We start from the raw sequence: 17,152 nt of genomic DNA, 5'->3' as shown, positions 1-17,152 counted from the left end.
GTGTTCGGGGGTTTGCTGTTAACGTCATTTTGGTCCGTCTGGTCCCCTCAGCTTATTCGGACCAAACGGCAAGCTCATAGCCGTCGGGATCAATGAACTGGAAACGCCTTCCGCCCGGAAATTCAAAAATTTCCCGGGTAATTGTCGCTCCGGCCGCGCCAACCTTTTCCCTTGTCTCTGCGAGGTTTGCCGAGTACAGCACCACGAGGATCGTGCCTTTCGCGGGCTCGCCTGTCGTAAAGCCACCGTCTACGTACGCGCCCTCGAAAGCGGTATAATCGGGCCCGTAGTCGGTAAATTTCCAGTTAAATGCGGTTGAATAGAATGATTTAGCGGTGTTTATATCGCGCGATAAAAATTCCAGGTACTGCACTTGTTCGTGCTGGAGCCTGCCTTGTGCAAAAATAGAAGTCATGAGATTTATTTTTTACAAACTTAATGTAAAGACCGCTTCCCGCTTTTGGAAAAAAACGACAAAATTACAAGCGGGTCGGGGGCAAACCGGTGAACCGCCTGATCTCGGCACTCAGGTGTGCATGGTCATAATAGCCGTGTTCAAACGCCAGCGCCTGCAGGCTGCTGCCTTCGGGGCGATCCTGTAAAGCAGGCAGTACAGACCGAAACCGCAGCAAGTTCATAAATGCCTTCGGGCCGATGCCTACATGTTGCCGAAAGCCCCGTTCCAGCTGCCGGACCGTGGTACAATGCCGGCTGGCCAGATCAGCCATGCGCATCTGTCCGCCATGGTGTTCCATGTCGGCAAGGACCGGGAACAGCTGGTGCCGCGGCCTCACCAGGCGTCCAAGAAAATACCGGTTCAGGTACCCCTGTAAATCCCTTCGCAATTCTTTTAGGTCGAACGCGAAGCCTGAATCCAGCTCGAGTGTCAGGTCGGTAACCTGATCAAGCGATGTAAACCGGTAAAAAACAGAGAAGGCGGCAGGCTTGAACCGGACGCCGATCAAAAGGCTTTCTGCAGCCATTTCTGCTGTTTTGGCCCGGGTCATGGTACCAATCAGGTAAATTTTTCCGTTCCTGACGGCCTCACTGGCCGAACCGCAGTCTGCCCCGGCATTCAAAATGATATCGACGCAACCATCGGGCAAGATGCGGGTAGATGACGCAACAGCCGACCGACTGATCCAGTAGGCATCGATATAGGGCTGCAGCGCTGGATGTGGTCTGACTTGGCGGTACATATCATTCGGGGGCGCACATGTCCTGTAGTCGCGGGCTGCACGGCTGGCACAAAGGTACGATTGCGACCGGAAAGCCAAAGCCGTGCGGACGGGTCAGGCTCAGGATGCAGCCGCTTCTTCCGGCAGGCGGGCGGTTCTTGTCAGCAAAACCCCTGCAAGCACACCAAAAAGACACAACAGTTCGGGTAAAGTTACATGCTCGCCGGCAACCAGCCAGCCCATAAAAATGGCCACGATCGGATTCACGTACGTATGCGTTCCCACTACCGCGGGTGGCCGCACCCGGACCAGGTAATTAAAAGCCAGAAAAGCGATCAGCGAACCCATGATAATCATATAAGCGAGACCGAGGAGGCTGTTGACAGACAGGTTTTCGGGCGATAGCCGCTGCCACTCGCCAAAAGCGCCGGCAATGACCGCCGCCACCATACCTGCTGCCAAAAGCTGTACCGCCGAAGCTGTCAGGTTGGACACATTTTTATCAAGCCGGCTGCGGGCGTAAAGCGTACCGGCCACCCACAAAACCGCAGACAGCAGAAGAATGGCCGTTCCAGTCCAGTGTGCGGAGCTTGCCGTCTGCGGATCGTTACCTGCGCTGAGATAACAGAACAGAGCTATGCTGATAAAACCCAGAATGACACCCGACAGCACTTTGCGGTTGGAGAAATACCATTTCCAGCACTTCCGGTCCAATAATATGAACCACAGGGGTTCTGTAGCTACGACGGCCGCAGCATAACCCGAATGGATCTGTCCCTGCGCAACGGTCACGAGTCCTGATCCGCCGATCAGCATAAGCAGCCCGCTGACGACCAGGACCTTTACGTCTGCCCCGCGCGGCCAGCGGATGCGCGCCAGGAGGCAATATGTTCCAAGCAGCAAGCCAGCCAGCAGGTAACGTGCGCTCGAGAGCACCATGGGCGGAAAACCCAAAAGCGCAAACTGGTTGGCAAGGTAGGTTGTACCCCAGATAAAGTAAATGGCAACGAAGGCGAGAAGAACGAGCAGGGATTGATTTTTCATTGGGAAATGATTACCGGCAAAATTGTCTTATATGGTAATAAAACTATTACCGGCAAAAATAGTTTTAATGGTATTAAAATAACGCACATGTTAACTTTATCGACCGCAGCCACGATGACCCTCGATGGCGGCAACGTTTGCCTGGATTTCATCAACTCGGGTTATCACCAGCTCGAAACCGACGAGGCTGAAAGGCTGCATACATATGCCGACTTTTTGCTGCTGGCTAGGCGGCTGGACCTTATATCTGCGAGCTGGCACGACGATCTTTTGCAATTGGCAACTCAGCATCCGCAAAAAGCAGCAGCGGTGCTGAGTAAAGCGAGAAAGATCAGAACTGCCCTTTACAACTTGTTTACGACGCGTTGTGATGCAGATCCCGACGGCAGGCGAACCGGGAACCTGCGCGTTTTTAATGCCGCCCTGCAGGACATGTGGAAACAACGGAAGCTGACGTTTGAAGATGGTCGTTATCAATCCGCATGGAAGCACCCGAAGCCTCACCTCGAACATCCATTGCTGCAACTTGTATTGGCTGCATATTCGTTATTAGCATCACGGGCACAGCACGATGTGAAACAATGTCAGGGCTGCCTGTGGCTGTTTCTAGACCAAAGCAAGAACCACAGCCGGCGCTGGTGCGACATGCAAAGCTGCGGCAGCCTGGTCAAATCAAGACGTTATTACCAGCGCAAAAAGGCTGACGGCGCTGCGAAGCAGGGCCGCACCGGCAAAGCAGCCAAATAACCGCCTGTTACCAACACAGGCAGCAGGCTCCGGATATTAACATGGAAAGGAAATCGTTATGACCACCTCTCCTCCCGGTATGGAAACCAAACGCCTCCGGCTGCTACCAGTTTCGGCGCAGTATAAGCAGCAGATCAACGAGACGTTTACACCAGAAGTAACGGTTTTTGCCTTACACGCCGTCAGGCGACATGTCTGAAACCGAGGAGTTCCTGCATGCGGCACATACAGGCCTGGCATCGGGCACTGACCAGCACTTCTGTATCCTTGAAAAAAAAACCGGCGGTTTTCTGGGCATTTTCGGCATACACCAGTGCCTCACACCCTGTATCGAGACCGGGCTTTGGCTCAGGGCAGACAGGCACCACCAAGGGTTTGGGGCTCAAGCCATTGAGGCCGTCCTCTCGTTTCTAACGGCACGCTATACCTGCAACTGTCTTGTGTACCCCGTAGCTGCAGACAACGGCCCGAGCCGGGCGCTGGCTGAAAAATTTGGCTTTGTCCTGTTTCGCGAATATGACAAACCCAAAGGCAAGAATGAGTTGCTTCACATCCTGGAATACCGAAAATATGCCGCAGCACAGCGCTGCAGTCCTGATCAGGCCGGGTAGCGGACCACTTCAAACAAAGAACCCCGCAGTTTAGGCTGCAGGGATCGGTCATCAATACATTTTGAAACGATCTCAGCGTGTCAGGATCCGGTATTTTGCTGTTTGGGTATAGGTCTTTCCAAACATGTCGGTGGCCTTTACCTCGACGGTATGTTCGCCGGGCGCCAGGCTGGCAGGAACCGGTGCACGCCAGAGGTGTTTACATTCTGCCGGCAAACTGGGCCTTCTGCCCGTTAAGAGGGTTTCTGTATGGTCCCACTTGTGCAGCGCAGCAAGGAAACCGGGATCATTTTCCAGCACATACTTCATCTTTTTCCAGCTGCCGCCGTCAATACGGTACAGTACGGCATCTTTTTCACCGCCCATAAAAAAGTTTGCATAAATACCGGCAGAGGTCTTTTTATCTTTTTCAAGCACCCTTGGCGTGTAAATTTCAAGCTGGTATTCCTTAGGCTTACCCGCTACTTTGTAATCTACGGTATACTGATTGCCTTTGAAGTTGATAAAAGCATAACCTTTGGGTGTTCCGTCGCTCATGGTCGAGACCGGTACTCCGATCTCATTCAGCTCGCCCGAATACCAGTTGCCTGAAGTTGTTCCGACGTTGTAATGATGATGCGCTTTTGCTTGTTTCCAGCCATCTTTTTCTGAGAAAAACAGTTGTTTCTGGTTGTGGGTATGGGCAGAAAGCGACAGCGTGTTCGGGTAATCTGCCAGCAAATCAAATAGTTTGATCCGGTCTTCTTCGCGGAAGCCTTCGTTTTCACCTGCAAAGCCGATGGGTATGTGGAAAGCCAGCACGATCAGTTTGTTCTTAGGTACGTATTTGAGGTCGTTCTTCACGAATTCCAGCTGCCCGGCCCTCAACCCGCCCCAATAAGATTTTCCGCCGCGCGGATCAGGGTAAATGATGTCATCAAGAATAATGAAGTGTACATCGCCATAGTTGAAAGCATAGTCTGCCGGGCCAAAATGCGCTTCGTAAGATTCATCAGAATACCGGTCATCCTGCACATCGAAGTTGATGTCGTGGTTACCGATCAGGTTGTACCAGGGAATACCAACTCTTTTCACCGCTTTTGTATACGGCGCAAAGAGACTGGGGTCATTGCCAACCAGGTCGCCGAGGCTTAAGCCGAAGACTGCGCGTTTGGTACCCTCAACCTCACTGACCACACCTTTTGCGAAATAATCCATTTCTTCCAGGTTATAAGCCTGCGGGTCGCCGAAAATCAGCGCCGTAAAATTGCTGTCTTCTTTTGCCGGGCTCAGGAAAAAGTTGACCAGTTTGGGAAGCGGACCGGTCGGGCTCACCCCTTTATATTTTAGTGCCGGCGAACCGTTTGGCTTGTGGTTATAAAAAAACTGCGGCAGGTTGTCTTCATTCAACGGCACTTTGTAGCCTGCAGGTTTGATGACTGCAATGATCTGGTCATCGCCAACGGGCAACTGATAATAGCCTTTCTGGTCGGTTTGAACGACATCGGTTCCATTCGTTACAGAGATCCCTGCAAGGCCTTTTTCTGCCTTATCAAGTTTGCCATTGGCGTTCAGGTCGTTATATACATATCCTTTCGCCTGATTTTGCGCGTAGACACCGAGCGATAACAGCACGCCGGCAGCTGCTAAAAATATTTGTTTCATGTTCAAAATTTGTAAACGGGACAGGATAAGCCGGTCCCATGTAAAAAAGCGGCCCGAACAAAGTGCAGACCGCTCTATCGTTTAATTGGTTACCCGGGTTGCTCCGGTCACCTCCTGTATTACAGCGAGGTCTGCCGATTTCGAAACCGCTACCGTTTTATGCGTACGCCTGGTTGTCCAGGTTTTGGTGGTGGCGTTGTACACCCCGCCCAGGAAACTGAACTGGTAAGGCTCGGGGTTCGCACCAATTTTCCCGGTATTGTTCCCCTGCCTGTAAAAAGGCTGGAAAGTTGCCCCATTAAATCGTTTGTAATAGTCGTTGTCAACAATGGCATAACCGTAGCCTTCAGCAAAGGCATTTCCTGTACCCGAAAAGAAGGCCACATCTGAAGGCACCGTATTGCGGTCTACCGTGGTGGTTGCAAAGACGGCCATACCGGCGGCGTTGCCACTGTTGGCCAACAGGTTGCTGGTTTTGTCTCCAATGCCGTCATCGCCGTCCACATTGCTGTACAATTTGCTGACTACCCAGTTGGCCCGGCTGATGTCTGTTGAGTTTGCGCCGGCGATAAGCTTGTAACCACCTACATAAAAGAACTTGCCCTTGGCAACCGTACCCCTGGTAATGTTGAATTTGTAGGTACGCAGGCCACCTGTTGCCCAGCCGTTTACCGGCGGACCGGTTGGCGTCGATGCGCCGGCATTGTTGGTGGTGATCAGGCAGAAAGGTTTCTGACGGAAGTCGAGATCTTGTGTGGCCATGAGCTGGATGTACTCATGGTTCGCATCAGAACCTTCAGGGTCGGCCAGGTAGCCGGTAATGATGGCCGGGTTTGGTCCGAGCGGCACAGTTGGGTCAACCACGATGCTGGTTGCCACGAAGTCTGCCTTAACACGCGGCCAGATCTGCGGGATGCCGGTACTTGCCGAGGGGATAATGATTCCCTGCACATTGGCTGAATAGGGAAGAAATTCTGTCTTGAAATCTGCCGTGCTGCTGACGTTCATCTGCATGTTGCCTGATCCTTCGTTGAAGACCTTAACGCCTTCGATGCGCTCGACGCCGATATTGGGTTCAAAGTTGGAATTGTAAACCACGCCGAACAGGCCTTCAAAGTTTTCGGGCTTGGCGAGCATGGTCACGGCAGAGACAGGCGTCATGATCACATTGACCCCGGTGGCAACCTTCTGAACATTTGAAGCGGGCAGGCCGGTAATCTGCAGAATGCCGTTTACGCGTTTAAGTACGCCGCCTTCAATGTTGATGTGCACCGAATCGCCAGGCACATAGCTGGCGGCCGCAGCGCCAATATTAACGGCCATGCCCCGGATCGAATCGATCGTGGCGCTCACCTTGCGCACGTTCTGGATAAACAGCAGTCCCTCGGGCAGGTTTTTGCCAGAATGGTCTGAAGTAACCTGTCCGGCAACGATGGTGGCTTGTCCGGTCATGTTTTTGGTCAGGGTTACATCTCCGCCCCGGTGCAGCTTACGCAGGTCAAGGTTGGAAATAAAAGGGCTGGGTGTACTGATTACAAAGTCATCGTCACGCTTACAGGCGCCCAGCACCGCGAGCAGACAGATCACAAAGAAATATGGTTTCAAAATCGTATTCATCGATTGTTTATTTTAATTCTGTTTCAAAAAATCAGAAGACATTAAGGTCTTTGCCACCAAACGAGCGTATTGATATCGTCAGGTCCCTGTGCAGCTACCGCATTCTTATAACTGGTTGGGTTGGTAGACTGGGTAATCTGCGGGTAAAACATCCTGGCGGGCATTTTTTGACCGTTTACCAGGCCTGGCCCTTTCGGCAGGATCGGGTGCCCGGTGCGCCGGTGTTCGAACCACTGCTGCATATCGACGAGGAACATGGCATAATACTTTTGTATGTGGATCATTTCGAGCTGGCTTTTGCTGCCGAAGGTCAGGTTATCGAGCGGAAGCGCTGGATCCCATTGCAGGTTGGCTTCGTTTACGTAAGCCGTGAAGCGGGCATCTGTCGGGCTTGTAATGTAGGTGGGCATCCAGTAGTTGATCGCATCTGCCATTCCTTTATAGTAGTAATTGGCTACCGGACCGCTGATCCAGCCACGTGCTGCCGCTTCTGCTTTGATAAAGGCCACCTCGGCACTGTTCATGATAATGCCCGTGTGCTGGTCGGTCTGCAGGGTGAGTTTGTTTTCAGTATCTGAGTGGAAGTGCGTCTGAATTACAACGCCCGAACCCGGCGAATAGCCACTCGAGATACCCACCCAGCCGTCGGCGCCGCGGTCTATGCCAAATCGCGGTACACCACCGGTACCTAACGAGGGCTGAACGCGTGGATCTTCCCAGGTAACGAGCTTACTGAGGAAAAAATCGCCAACAGGCATGTTCCGGAAGTCGACCGCACGAATGTTGACCATGAATGGTGAGGAATAAACCGCCGTGCTGCTGTTGGTGCCGTTCCAGAGAATCTTTGCCGTGTGGCTGTTGTTTTCCATAACCGGGTAAGCCGCAGGGTCTGTATCGACCATTTGTTTGATTTTGGCCACGGCCGATGCTGCTACCTCCGCTTTACCCGCCACACGAAGCAGCAACCGGAGGTAAAGGGAATTGCCGAACCTTCTCCATTTTGATATGTCGCCCTGGAAAACCGGGTCGCTGGTCGGCACGATGGCCGTACCTGCCTGCAGCAGCTGGTTTGCTTGCTCCAGTTTGGCAAACATGTCTGTATAAATGTCCTTCTGCTTGTCGAACGCGGGCTGCATGTTGTCGTCGCGACCGGTGTTCGCCTGCGAGTAAGGAACATCGCCATACATATCGGTAAGCAGGGAGTACACCCAGCTTTGTGTAATGAGGGAAATGCCCTGGTACGATTTATTCAATGTTTCAGGCTGACTCGCAATGGTATAGATGTCTCTCAGATCGGTGAGGTTCACATACCAGTTATTCCAGGTATAGTCGGCAAGATTTCTGCGAACATCGTAGCGAAACACCCGGCCTTCTGAATCATTGATCTCGACCGTCACCTGCATGAGCTGGTTGTTAAAATTCCAGTTGCGCATCATATTCGTGCTGAGCACGTTCACAAGCGCAGGAGCCAGCAACTGGTGTGCTTCGGCGGTACGTTTGCCGATGGGGTCCTTGTTCACCTCGGTAAAATCTTTTGTACACGAGAAGTTCATGAAACTGAAGGCCGCTAACAGGCTGTAAAAGAAAATATGGTTGTATTTTTTCATGATTGCTATAAATTAAAGGCCAACGACCAGGCGTACACCGTATGTCCGGGTTGATGGCAGCTGCCCCGTTTCAAAACCTTGTGTGATGTCAGAGCCGGCCAGGGTTCCGAATTCGGGATCAAATGCCGGCCACGGCGACCAGATAAAGAGGTTACGCCCATACACGCCGAGCGTCATTTTATTGAAGCCGATCCGGGTCAGGAAACGCTTGTTGAAGGCATACGTAAAACTGGCCTCCCTGAATTTGAGGTAGTCGGTTCTGAACACGCTTCCTTCTGCCTGCCCGCTGCCGTAAATGGACTCATAATATGCGGCAATATCCGTGGCGATCACGTCATTCTTGCGGTATGTTCCGTCAGCGTTCTGCACAACACCATCGCCGATCACACCGTTGTAACGACCGGGAAGGGTGACGACGTGTTTGCCCAGCGATGCCATTCTCGAGAAGGTAAGCGAGTGGCCTACTGCACCTAGCTGTGCATCGAACAACGCATTCAGGCTGAACTGCTTGTAGCTGAATCCTGTGCCCATGCTGAACCTGAAATCAGGCAGTGTGTTACCCAGGTAAATCAATTCAGGGTTTTCGAGTGCAACGCCTGTGGTCGGGTTGTAAACGATCTGGCCATCAGGCGCCCGCAGGTAACCGCGGCCATACATATCGCCCATACTGCCGCCAACATTTGCCACGACCTGTCCGCTGCCCAGGGCACCGGTTCTGAGCACGAGCGAACTGTCGGCAAGTTCTTTGATCTTATTTCTGTTGGCTGTAAAGGTTCCGAACACGGTCCAGCTGAACGAACGGGTCTTCACAGGTGTGCCATTGACAGCCAGTTCGAGGCCTTTGTTGTCTACCCGGCCTATGTTCACGACCTGGACATTGTAACCGGTAGATTTATCCACGATCCTGTTCAGAATCTGGTTTTTGGTGTTTCCTGCATAAGCAGCCAGGTCGAACGTTAAGCGGTCCTTGAAAAGTTTCAGGTCCAGGCCCAATTCTACAGTCGTGGTGATGAGCGGCTTCAGGTTCGGGTTTGGCAAGATGCGCGTATTGTTCAGGGCGCCGTCGGGATAAATGCCGTCTGCAGCCCACAAGTAATTGTATTCAGTTCTGTACGGAACGGTACTGCCGCTGCCTACCTGTGCAATAGAAGCCCGCAGTTTGGCATAATTGATTGCCTTTGGCAGCTTCCAGAGATCTGACGCAATAAAGGCCAGACTTGCCGAAGGGTAAAAAAAGCCGACGTTGTCGGTCCTGGTAATGGTAGCCAGGGTACTGTTCCAGTCCTGCCTTGCGGTCAGATCCAGGTAAAGCAGGTTCCGGTAATCAAAAGAGGCCGTTGCATAAAAACTGTTGATGCGGTAACGTGCAGTATCCGGCGCGTAGATCAACGGACTGCGGTTGTTGTCCAGGCTATATAGGTTGGGCACAATCAGGCCATCGGCGCGCGTTTCGAGCCGGTTGTAGCTGTTGCGCATCTGGCTGCCGCCCACACTGGCGTTAACACGGAGGTTTTTGTTGATCTTCTTGTCGTAGCGCAGCATGAAATCGGCATTGATTTCGTACGAGCGAATGTTTGCTACCCGAAATGAGCCCTGTGCAAACTTGTTTCCTGAGGCATCCCACGGGCGCCTGGTCTCGCGGATGTCCTTGTTCAGGTCCATGGTTGCCCGAAGCATGAGGCTCAGTTCTTTGCTAAATTTATATGTTGCCGATGCATTTCCGAGCCAGCCGTTTCTGCGCTGACCATTCAGGTACTGCTCAGAGATGGCATAGGGGCTTTCCGGGTTCGTCGTGGTAATGTTCACAAATTGCTGGAACTCACGGCCGGGAACCCAGTAATCGCGGTACCAATCTACATTGACATTGGGCTGCGCAAACATAAACCAGTACATAAGCGATTGATTGCCGTAACCGGTTGCAGGCAGGTTATCGCTATTTCTGTTGCTGTATTGGGCTTTAAGGTTGACCGATAATTTTTTTGTCAGGTTTGTGTTTACGTTGAGCGCCACATTGGTACGCTCTAGTCCGGTATTTGGGACGATCCATTCGTTTTCACCATGGCTTGCCGATAAACGCAGGCCGACTTTTTTATAGGTTCCGTCCAGGCTCACTGAGTTGGCAGACTCGTAACCGGTTACAAAAAAAGCATTAACCGGATCTTCGTAGGCCATCCATGGCGTTCGGTCTACGCCCCTGGCTTTGGTAGCCGGGTCGAACTGGTAAAACATGCTGCCGAGCGAGAACGGTGGGCCCCAGGTAGAACTTGTGGCGTTTGTGCTTGGCCCGTCAGGGCTGGTACCATATGAAAAGTAAGAATTGCCATACACCCCTGCGCCATATTCCTGCTGGCGTTCCGGGCCGCGGTTTACCTCCTCCCAGGTGCTGTTTGAAGTGAAAGTGATGCCGAGTTTTTTCTTGTTCAGCTTTGCAGACTTGGTGGTGATGATAATGGCGCCGTTCGCACCGCGTTGTCCGTAAAGCGCAGAGGCTGCCGGGCCTTTCAGTACCGTTACATTGTCGATATCATCCGGGTTCAGGTCATTCAGGCCGCTGCCAAAATCGGCCGGCATGATATCGCCCGAGGTACCGTAAACACCGCCACCGGTTGCCGCGCTGCGCCTGGCACTGCTGCTGGCAACGACGCCGTCAATGACGATCAGCGCTTCGTTATCGCCGGTCAGGTTGTTCTCGCCGCGCAGAATGATCTTGTTCGAACCGGCCGGGCCACTGTTGCGTACAAGATTTAATCCCGCAACCTTACCTGAAAGGGCATCGGTCCAGTTGCTGGCCACCGCATTGGTGAATTCATTGCTATCGAGCTTGTTTGCGGCATAACCAAGTGACCTTTCTTCGCGTTTAATGCCAAGTGCCGTAACCACCACATCGCTGAGCGTGTTGCTGGATGCCTTTAACCGGATGCTCAGGCCGCTCGCATTTTCTCTGGCCAGCCTGCTCAGGCTGGTATAACCCAGCATGTTGAACGTAAGTGTGGTGCCCTGGGGAACAATTACAGCAAAATCGCCATCATTATTGGTCGCACCATACACTTTCTTATTGGCATCCATAATGGTTACCCCGGGAATACCGGTGTTGTCGGCGTCGTCGACGACCCGCCCTCTGACCGTTACGGTTTGCTGCGCCTGTACCGGCAGCGGCGTGGCGGAGATCGCCGCCAGCAGGGGGTTCACTTGTGTAAAAGCAAGCAGTCCGATCACAAAAGCAGTACGGGCTTTCGCAAATAGCCGGAGCTTGTGTCTTCCTGCTGTTTCAGGTAAAATTCTCTTCATCTGTGCGTATTTAAATGCTAGTTTGAATGCCGCAAAGGTGACTTTTATAGATAACGCCTGTGTTAAGAGCAGATTAAATGAACGCTTGATAAACATTTTGAAAGTTGTTGAAACTTTACACGACAAGACTCTGAAGATCAAATATTTCCTTAAATGCGCCTTGCCCGGGACCCCGAACGCTGCATTTTTCGAAACGATTTTGTTATCTCGCCTTAACAATTCCTTAAAGTTGATAACCAACCAAACGGCCAGGGCATGTAGATATTGAAAACCCGTTTTGACCGGGTCAGGTTCAAATGAACCCCGTTACCGCTGACAGCATGCCGGATCCGGAAGACTTTGAGGCTGCTGCCAGGCCGCTTCAAATTGTCGCAAAGCACCTTTTTCCTGTCGCAAAGCTAACCGGTCATGGCCATTGATATGCCGTAGGTTTGGAACAACAAAAACTATGTCCCATGAGAAAGATTATTGTTACCACGTTTATGACGATGGATGGCGTATTACAGTCACCAGGCGGCCCGGACGAAGACCGGACTGGCGGATTTGAATGGGGAGGCTGGCAATTTACCTATGCCGACGCCATTTCCGGCCAGGCGATAGCCAAAATTATGTCTGAGCCATTCGATCTCCTGCTGGGACGCCGAACCTACGAGATATTTGCAGCGCACTGGCCTTACCTCGACGACGAGATCGCAAGAAAATTCAACCGCACCAACAAATATGTGGTCTCGACCACGCTTGAGACGCTGTCCTGGAAAAACTCAACCCTGATCGGCAGCAAGGTGGTGGATGCGCTGAAAGCATTGAAAGAAGAAGACGGGCCCGACCTGCTGGTACATGGCAGCAGCAGGCTGGTTCAGACTCTATTTGCAAACCAGCTTGTGGATGTCCTGCACATCTGGACCAACCCTTTGACACTCGGTAAAGGAAAAAGGCTGTTTGCCGAAGGTACGCCCGTACAGGAGTGGACGCTTGCCGATGCCAAAATTTCGACAACCGGGGTAATCATGGCCACCTATTTGCCCGGCGGCGATGTACATCCCGGTTCGTACGTACCGCTTGAACCCAGCCAGGCTGAACTGGAGCGGCGCGAGAAATGGAAAACCGGGGGCTGAGCAGCCCTTTAACCGGAACGGGAAGGCTGACCTGCCAGCCTTTCCGTTTTTCGATGTTCAATGCGGTAAAAAAGCATGCTGCTGAATTTGAACCGCTAGCCGGGATAGTCAGACCTGGATGCGTTTAACAAGCGGGAGCACCAAGGTAATAAAAGCGGCAACAGAGGCGATGGTTCGCAGCAGGTGCCATTTGTTCCAGGTTGCCTCGAACGCCAGCCTGAGCTTCGCGACCTCAGCCTCGCTCGCGCCTTGCACATCGAACGCGGCCACCTGCTCGTTCAGCGGTACGTTGCACGCAGCCGTAATCCCGAACACAGCGATCGCATAAATGGCGGTCGACATGCAAAGGTAGGGCAGCAAACCGGGGCTCTGGTTCCTGTAAGCCACAAAAGTTGTTGCGATCAGGACCAGGAGACTTCCGATAAAACTGAGAAAAAACACCGGGTTCAGAATAGCGGCGTTAATGCTTTTAAATGCCAGCAGGTATTCGCGGTTCCCGAGGTTACCCAGCCCGCCGATCACCGAGCACTGGTAACCATAAAACAGACCGGCCACCAGGCCGGTCAGTATGGTGGAGATGGCATACAATGCCTGGCTCAGGCTCATGCTGTCTGCAGATTTGATGTCCACGCCTTGTTGCGGGCAGCTTTGCTGACAAACGCATCGAACGTTGTTGCGGGCCTGCCAAGTACCCTTTCCACATCTGTCGTAACCGACTCGTTTCGTCCATCGAGCACTTCCTCGAACAGGTAACGGATCAGGGCTATGTAGTCGTCGGGGATCAGGTTTTTCAATGCATCGACATAACTGTCCATGCTAACCTGTTGCAGGCTAACGCGGTGACCGGAGCCGGCGGCGATCTTCATCACAGTCTGACTGAAATCCAGCAGCTCTGGGCCGGTCAGTTCATAAATTTTCCCGTTGTGGCTCTCGCTGGTCAGGGCGGCTACCGCCACGGCGGCAATGTCGTCTGTATCAATAAATGGCTCTTTGGCGTGTACAACGGGGATGACCAGTTCGCCGGCGGCAATGCCTTCTGCCCAGAAACCTTCGCTGAAGTTTTGCATAAAGAAACTGCAACGCAGCATGGTATAATCGAGCCCCGAATTGATGATCACGTTTTCGCAAGCCACACATTCGGGCTCACCCCGGCCTGAGAGGAGCACAAGTTTGCTTACTCCGGCCGCTTTCGCCTCATTGACAAAGTCTGTGACAAGCGGCAGGGCCTGGGGTATGGAAAGGTCGGGCTGAAATGTGATGTATACGCTGTGTATCCCCTCCAGGCTGGCGGCCCAGGTGCTGCGCTCGTACCAGTCAAACGGAATGTCGCTATTTCTTGATGCGGGAACCGCAGTATGGCCGCCGGCTTTCAAAAGGTTGTAAACGCGACTGCCTGTTTTTCCGGTGCTTCCAAGCACTAAAATCTTGTTGTTCATATCTTTAAGTTTTATAATTCAAAACTACAGGACGGGAACAGGCGGGAATAGAATGAACGCGACAATCAGGGCCGGTCGAGCGACCTTGCAAAATTTTTGGGCGTTTGTCCGGTAAAGGCCTTGAAGACGCGGATAAAATGGGACTGATCCGAATAACCATTGGCATAAACGACATCTGTCAGTTTCTGGTAACCGCGCCTGGTAAGCTGCTCGAGCGATTTGGAAAACCGGATGATCTGCATAAAATCTTTGGCGCTGATCCCGGTTTCTTTCAGGAACTTCCTTTCAAAGGTACGCACCGTCAGGTGCACACGTTCGCTGAGCTCGCTTACAGCAACCTGGGCCTGGCGATCCAGGATGATCTGAAGCGCCCGCATTACGGCCTGGTCGAGCTGTTCGCGTTTTGAGCCGAAAAGGCGATGCAAAAATGCCATGATGAGGCTGATGTGCTCATCTGTATTGCCGGTTGCCGATAAGTCCGGTTCGACCGTTTTCCAGCCGGGAAACTCCTGCAGGTTGAAACAGGCGTTATTCAGGCTGGCTGGATCTACGCCAAAAAAACTTTTCAGCACAAAGGGGTACAACTGAAAGGCAATGATCGAAAAGGCACCTTCCATGCGCAGTTCAATGGGATGCAGCGTTTGCCCATATAAATAGGCTGCCGGCATTTGTTTGTTCTGTGGCTGCACCCACTGTCCGCCGGGCGTGGTGTGAAAAACCAGCCCGGGATAACCGTCGGCAAAAAAAGGAAGGGTGGTGATCCCGGCACCGGCATCCTGCCGGAAAACGAAAATATTCTTTACAAAAAGTGAATTGGACTCGTCGGGTTGGCGCTGGCTCACGACCATTGACCTGGCAGAGGCCTGAACAGTTTTTTCCATCGTATGTGGTTTCTGCAAAGTTGAGCACGTATTTCCCCCATGTAAAAGAACTAATATTTTTTCGTTTCAGCAGCAAAAGGACTTCAAGAAAAAAAACGAGTTGTTCTGCAAAATGCCGGGCATCTGATGTTAAGGCTAAACAGTGAAGTAACATCAGGCCAGTTTTCTTGTTGCCAATTATAAGCCATGAGCCAACTAACAATTTTATTCGGCTCATTGCCTGTCCAGGCTGGAGCTGTATCGCGCAAACAGAGCAAGAGCACCGGGCAGATATGGTGCTGATTTCGATGAATTACACCAGATCCCGAAATAGCCTCCAAAGTTTACCGAGGCTTAATATAGCTGCAATATAGCCTATCTAAGTTTGCACTGTCTTTTACTTGGCACCGGCTGATGACCCAACTTCTCCTTCATGCACTGAAGAATGATAGCCGACAGGCTATGAATGACATTTATGCGCTTCATTGGGAAAAAGTTTTCGACGCTGCTTTTTTTAAGACCGGCGACGAAGCGGCGGCGCAAGACATCACACAGGAAATTTTCATTTCTTTATGGGAGAAACGTGATAAGCTTCATGTGGACGGAAGTCTGGACGCCTATTTATATGGTGCGGTCAAATACCGGGTTATCAATTATTTTCGTTCCTCGGCCTTGCGCGAAAGCCATCAGTCTGCCTTTGCGCTTCTCGCTGACGAGCACTCAGCCTTGCAGGCCGACTCCCGTCTTCGCCTAACCGAACTCAACCGCGAACTGGACGCCGCATTGGCCTTACTTCCGGAAAGAATGCGACTCGTAATGACCATGCGGAGAAAAGAAGAAAAAAGCATCAATGAAATTGCCTCCGAACTTGACGTATCGGTCCAAACCATAAAAAATCAAATCACGGCTTCCATGAAAATTCTTCGGCAAAACCTGTCGTATGTTGTTTTCCTGGCGCTTTTCGTTCGTTAACACAATCTTCATAGTTTCTTAACAGAACTGATTGGTACTTCTGGTCATTTGAGCTGACATGTTTACAAATGACCGAAAACCAAGCCAAAGAATTGCTCAGGAAATACCTGAGCGGTGAAGCGACGCCGGCCGAAGCCAGTCATGTGGAGCAGTGGTTCAGACAACTGGAAACAGATAAGCCGGGCCCGTCCATAGACCAAAAGCAGGCCATACGACAACAGGTGTTCGTGAGTCTGCAGCAAGCCATGACAAAGGGAACGTCAAAACCAAGATTGGCCGGACGCTGGTGGTTGCGCGCAGCTGCAGCCTTACTTATCGGAAGTGCTGTTTTTGGCGCCTACCAGTTTCTGCAGCCTTCAAGTCAAAGCCTCATGACAGCCGCAAGGAGAACACAAAATGAACAGCCGGACACATTGCGACTTGCTGACGGGACGCAGGTTGAGCTGGGAACCAGGGGCAGGATCGACTACGCAGCGAGCACCAAAAAGATCAGGCGAATAAGATTGAGCCAGGGCGAAGCATTTTTTAATGTCAAGCATGACGAACAGCGCCCTTTTATTGTTGATGCGGGTTCAGGGCTTAGCATCAAAGTATTAGGCACATCGTTTACTGTTCGCAACCATGCAAACGACGGTGCTGCACAGGTGGAAGTCAGCACGGGAAAGGTCGCGGTGCGAAAAAACGGCCGGTTAATCGGGATACTCACGCGCGGCCAGCGGTTAAGTTACGACCATAAAACCGAAAGGGCCACCGTGGTGCAGCTTCGCGAAGTACGCAGCATCATGTTGTCTTTTTCGGCGTCGTCACTAGGCAATGTACTACGTGAACTCGAGTATGCCTATAATATTCGGATAACTTTAGCCGACACCAGGCTTTCCCAACTCAAATGTACGGCGAACTTCAGCAGTGCCCAGGCGCCGGAAGACATCCTTGATATCTTGTGCCGCCTGCATCACATCAGTTTCAAAACGGGATCGGATCCTGCTTCATTCGAAATCTACCCTTAACCCGGGCACGAAACCGGGACACCAAA

The 17,152-nt window shown here is 52.0% G+C and carries 15 protein-coding genes; 5 read left to right on the top strand and 10 right to left on the bottom strand.

The window, feature by feature from the left end:
• Positions 1–52: 52 nt before the first annotated feature.
• From C7T94_RS06215 to C7T94_RS06205, 3 genes are all read right to left on the bottom strand, one after another.
• Entirely contained in the window at positions 53–415 is a 363-nt protein-coding gene (locus C7T94_RS06215; RefSeq protein ID WP_107214405.1) for a VOC family protein, read from the bottom strand.
• Positions 416–479: 64 nt separating this feature from the next.
• Positions 480–1,199 carry an AraC family transcriptional regulator gene (locus C7T94_RS06210; protein WP_107214404.1) on the bottom strand — a complete coding sequence of 240 codons (720 nt, stop codon included), beginning with the start codon at positions 1,197–1,199 and terminating at the stop codon, positions 480–482.
• 99 nt (positions 1,200–1,298) lie between these two features.
• Entirely contained in the window at positions 1,299–2,222 is a 924-nt protein-coding gene (locus tag C7T94_RS06205; RefSeq protein WP_107214403.1) for an EamA family transporter, read from the bottom strand.
• Between the two features lie 87 nt (positions 2,223–2,309).
• Here C7T94_RS06205 and C7T94_RS06200 point away from each other — a divergent pair, with 87 nt between their 5' ends.
• Both C7T94_RS06200 and C7T94_RS06195 read left to right on the top strand, forming a co-directional pair.
• Positions 2,310–2,969, top strand: coding sequence for a CGNR zinc finger domain-containing protein (locus C7T94_RS06200; protein WP_162618574.1), 660 nt, complete (start codon positions 2,310–2,312; stop codon positions 2,967–2,969).
• Between the two features lie 191 nt (positions 2,970–3,160).
• Positions 3,161–3,580: a GNAT family N-acetyltransferase gene (locus tag C7T94_RS06195; protein WP_107214401.1), complete on the top strand. Its 420-nt coding sequence runs from the start codon at positions 3,161–3,163 to the stop codon at positions 3,578–3,580.
• 72 nt (positions 3,581–3,652) lie between these two features.
• On the opposite strand, the gene C7T94_RS06190 is transcribed toward C7T94_RS06195, so the two are convergent.
• The 4 genes from C7T94_RS06190 to C7T94_RS06175 form a co-directional block, all read right to left on the bottom strand.
• Positions 3,653–5,224, bottom strand: a complete 1,572-nt coding sequence (locus C7T94_RS06190) for a calcineurin-like phosphoesterase C-terminal domain-containing protein (RefSeq protein WP_107214400.1) — start codon at positions 5,222–5,224, stop codon at positions 3,653–3,655.
• A gap of 81 nt (positions 5,225–5,305) precedes the next feature.
• Complete coding sequence (locus C7T94_RS06185; RefSeq protein ID WP_107214399.1) at positions 5,306–6,841, bottom strand: DUF5689 domain-containing protein; 1,536 nt, start codon at positions 6,839–6,841, stop codon at positions 5,306–5,308.
• Positions 6,842–6,882: 41 nt separating this feature from the next.
• A complete protein-coding gene (locus tag C7T94_RS06180; protein ID WP_107214398.1) occupies positions 6,883–8,448 on the bottom strand; it encodes a SusD/RagB family nutrient-binding outer membrane lipoprotein in 1,566 nt (521 codons plus the stop codon).
• A gap of 12 nt (positions 8,449–8,460) precedes the next feature.
• The gene (locus C7T94_RS06175; protein WP_107214707.1) at positions 8,461–11,736 is read right to left on the bottom strand and encodes a SusC/RagA family TonB-linked outer membrane protein; all 3,276 of its coding nucleotides are present in this window, start codon (positions 11,734–11,736) and stop codon (positions 8,461–8,463) included.
• A gap of 455 nt (positions 11,737–12,191) precedes the next feature.
• Between C7T94_RS06175 and C7T94_RS06170 the strand changes: the two genes are divergently transcribed.
• Entirely contained in the window at positions 12,192–12,851 is a 660-nt protein-coding gene (locus tag C7T94_RS06170) for a dihydrofolate reductase family protein (RefSeq protein ID WP_107214397.1), read from the top strand.
• Positions 12,852–12,959: 108 nt separating this feature from the next.
• Here C7T94_RS06170 and C7T94_RS06165 read toward each other — a convergent pair whose 3' ends face one another.
• From C7T94_RS06165 to C7T94_RS06155, 3 genes are all read right to left on the bottom strand, one after another.
• On the bottom strand, positions 12,960–13,481 hold the full coding sequence (locus C7T94_RS06165; RefSeq protein WP_204353219.1) for an anthrone oxygenase family protein: 522 nt from the start codon (positions 13,479–13,481) through the stop codon (positions 12,960–12,962).
• A complete protein-coding gene (locus tag C7T94_RS06160; RefSeq protein ID WP_204353218.1) occupies positions 13,454–14,287 on the bottom strand; it encodes a Rossmann-fold NAD(P)-binding domain-containing protein in 834 nt (277 codons plus the stop codon). The genes C7T94_RS06165 and C7T94_RS06160 overlap by 28 nt, the downstream gene beginning before the upstream one ends.
• A 65-nt stretch (positions 14,288–14,352) precedes the next feature.
• Positions 14,353–15,168 (bottom strand): helix-turn-helix domain-containing protein, encoded by an 816-nt coding sequence (locus C7T94_RS06155; RefSeq protein WP_107214396.1) that lies wholly within the window; start codon positions 15,166–15,168, stop codon positions 14,353–14,355.
• A gap of 393 nt (positions 15,169–15,561) precedes the next feature.
• On the opposite strand from C7T94_RS06155, the gene C7T94_RS06150 reads away from it, so the two are divergent.
• Positions 15,562–16,119, top strand: coding sequence for a sigma-70 family RNA polymerase sigma factor (locus C7T94_RS06150; RefSeq protein ID WP_107214395.1), 558 nt, complete (start codon positions 15,562–15,564; stop codon positions 16,117–16,119).
• 68 nt (positions 16,120–16,187) lie between these two features.
• Positions 16,188–17,126 (top strand): FecR family protein, encoded by a 939-nt coding sequence (locus C7T94_RS06145; RefSeq protein ID WP_107214394.1) that lies wholly within the window; start codon positions 16,188–16,190, stop codon positions 17,124–17,126.
• The last annotated feature ends 26 nt before the right edge of the window (positions 17,127–17,152 follow it).

Source organism: Pedobacter yulinensis (genome assembly GCF_003029735.1).
GTDB lineage: Bacteria > Bacteroidota > Bacteroidia > Sphingobacteriales > Sphingobacteriaceae > Pedobacter > Pedobacter yulinensis.
The sequence above is the reverse complement of the archived record's forward strand: the minus strand, read 5'-3'. Positions and strand labels throughout refer to the sequence as shown.

Coding starts and splice junctions, on each gene's coding strand:
- C7T94_RS06145 (WP_107214394.1), top strand. CDS start 16,188: ATGACCGAAAACCAAGCCAAAGAATTGCTCAGGAAATACCTGAGCGGT.
- C7T94_RS06160 (WP_204353218.1), bottom strand. CDS start 14,287: ATGAACAACAAGATTTTAGTGCTTGGAAGCACCGGAAAAACAGGCAGT.
- C7T94_RS06210 (WP_107214404.1), bottom strand. CDS start 1,199: ATGTACCGCCAAGTCAGACCACATCCAGCGCTGCAGCCCTATATCGAT.
- C7T94_RS06215 (WP_107214405.1), bottom strand. CDS start 415: ATGACTTCTATTTTTGCACAAGGCAGGCTCCAGCACGAACAAGTGCAG.
- C7T94_RS06200 (WP_162618574.1), top strand. CDS start 2,310: ATGTTAACTTTATCGACCGCAGCCACGATGACCCTCGATGGCGGCAAC.
- C7T94_RS06190 (WP_107214400.1), bottom strand. CDS start 5,224: ATGAAACAAATATTTTTAGCAGCTGCCGGCGTGCTGTTATCGCTCGGT.
- C7T94_RS06170 (WP_107214397.1), top strand. CDS start 12,192: ATGAGAAAGATTATTGTTACCACGTTTATGACGATGGATGGCGTATTA.
- C7T94_RS06180 (WP_107214398.1), bottom strand. CDS start 8,448: ATGAAAAAATACAACCATATTTTCTTTTACAGCCTGTTAGCGGCCTTC.
- C7T94_RS06155 (WP_107214396.1), bottom strand. CDS start 15,168: ATGGAAAAAACTGTTCAGGCCTCTGCCAGGTCAATGGTCGTGAGCCAG.
- C7T94_RS06150 (WP_107214395.1), top strand. CDS start 15,562: ATGACCCAACTTCTCCTTCATGCACTGAAGAATGATAGCCGACAGGCT.
- C7T94_RS06175 (WP_107214707.1), bottom strand. CDS start 11,736: ATGAAGAGAATTTTACCTGAAACAGCAGGAAGACACAAGCTCCGGCTA.
- C7T94_RS06205 (WP_107214403.1), bottom strand. CDS start 2,222: ATGAAAAATCAATCCCTGCTCGTTCTTCTCGCCTTCGTTGCCATTTAC.
- C7T94_RS06185 (WP_107214399.1), bottom strand. CDS start 6,841: ATGAATACGATTTTGAAACCATATTTCTTTGTGATCTGTCTGCTCGCG.
- C7T94_RS06195 (WP_107214401.1), top strand. CDS start 3,161: ATGTCTGAAACCGAGGAGTTCCTGCATGCGGCACATACAGGCCTGGCA.